Origin of the sequence: Christiangramia marina (assembly GCF_048285865.1) — a bacterium.
Lineage (GTDB): Bacteria > Bacteroidota > Bacteroidia > Flavobacteriales > Flavobacteriaceae > Christiangramia > Christiangramia marina.
The window spans coordinates 170,065-171,431 of sequence record NZ_JBLVTK010000002.1 but is presented as its reverse complement, the minus strand read 5'-3'; the positions used below and the strand labels follow the sequence as shown (position 1 = coordinate 171,431).

Here is a 1,367-nt window from a genome sequence, read left to right as displayed (position 1 = left end):
GAAGATAACGTATCTAGATGGCAGCGTATTAAAAAACGCATTTCTAATTCTAATTAAAATGTTGACGTAGCAGCTCACCATTATTAGCAGATATAGTAGTTATATTCTGCACATATTTAGTCGGGATTTTAATCTCCTTGATCTTTTCCAGATGACTAATTTTGTGTACATCACTACAGATATAGTCTATTAAACCTTCTTCAATTAATTGATAAGCCATTTTCTGTATGCTCTTTCCATAATGATTGGACAGGGATAACATATTGACTTGCATAAGACAACCTCTGGTTTTTAGATCATGATATTTGCTCAGATCTTTCGAATGCATATAAGTATATCTTTCAGGGTGCGCTAAGATTGGTGCCTTGGAACTATTCTGAAGCTTAAAAAGTATCTGGGTTAAGTTGATTGGAGCTTGAAAATAAGACATTTCCACAAGGACTTTATTATCTGTAACTGTAAGTACATCATCATTTGCTAGAATTTCAAGAAAGTGCTGATCCATCATATATTCCGCAGCAAAGCTGAAATTTTTGGGTCCGGCCTTTGCCTCTTTTACTTTCTTGAAAGCTTCTCCAATACTTTTAGAAGTATTAGGATAAAATTCACCTATAATATGCGGAGTTGCCACAATATGATCAATCCCTATCTCAGAATACCCCTTAAATAATTCCCGTGATGTATCAATGCTATCAGAACCATCATCAATACCTGGCAAGGTATGATTGTGAAAATCTGGCATCCCTTCTATAAGGTCAACCAAATATTTACTTCTACTAAATATCGATAGCATATAATCTATTTTACCGTTCAAAATTACAGATTTTAAATTCTAATTAGTAATATTTGCAACCCAAGTAGATCTATGAGGCATCCTTTTATTCTATACATATTTTTTATCCTTGGTTTAAGTTCATCTGGTCAGGATTATTTTAATCTTGATGTTAAAGGTGCTGCAGGACTTTATAGTGGATCAGAATCTCCATTTTGGATGCATTCTAACCGTAGAGGTAGGGTAGATGAGAAAACTTTTTATAGCGGACTATTATCGGGTACGGCTATTTTTGAAATAGATAATACCAGGTCTTTTCAATTTGGAGGTGGATTTCTATATAAGGATGGCTATGGTGATGGCCTTAAAATTGACGAAGCTTATTTTAGTTACGTTTCTCCTAAGATAAGGGTAGATATTGGTAAAAGACAGCGAACCGATCTTTACCAGGGTTTAAGTGTTAGCAATGAAAGCATACTATGGTCGCTGAATGCATCACCTTTTCCAGGCGTATCTATTGAAACGGTTGAACCAATCTTCTTCAACTTTAAAGATTACGGACTGGGATTTAAATTTTCTTTTGGCGAATATCTTC

General features: G+C 34.6%; 1 protein-coding gene and 1 pseudogene. One reads left to right on the top strand and one right to left on the bottom strand.

Annotated elements, in window-relative coordinates; translation table 11 throughout:
* Positions 1-49: 49 nt before the first annotated feature.
* Positions 50-793, bottom strand: a complete 744-nt coding sequence (locus tag ACNKXS_RS07245) for a tyrosine-protein phosphatase (protein WP_417920292.1) — start codon at positions 791-793, stop codon at positions 50-52.
* A gap of 72 nt (positions 794-865) precedes the next feature.
* On the opposite strand from ACNKXS_RS07245, the pseudogene ACNKXS_RS07240 reads away from it, so the two are divergent.
* Positions 866-1,367 (top strand): annotated as a pseudogene (locus tag ACNKXS_RS07240) (capsule assembly Wzi family protein); the annotation flags it as partial.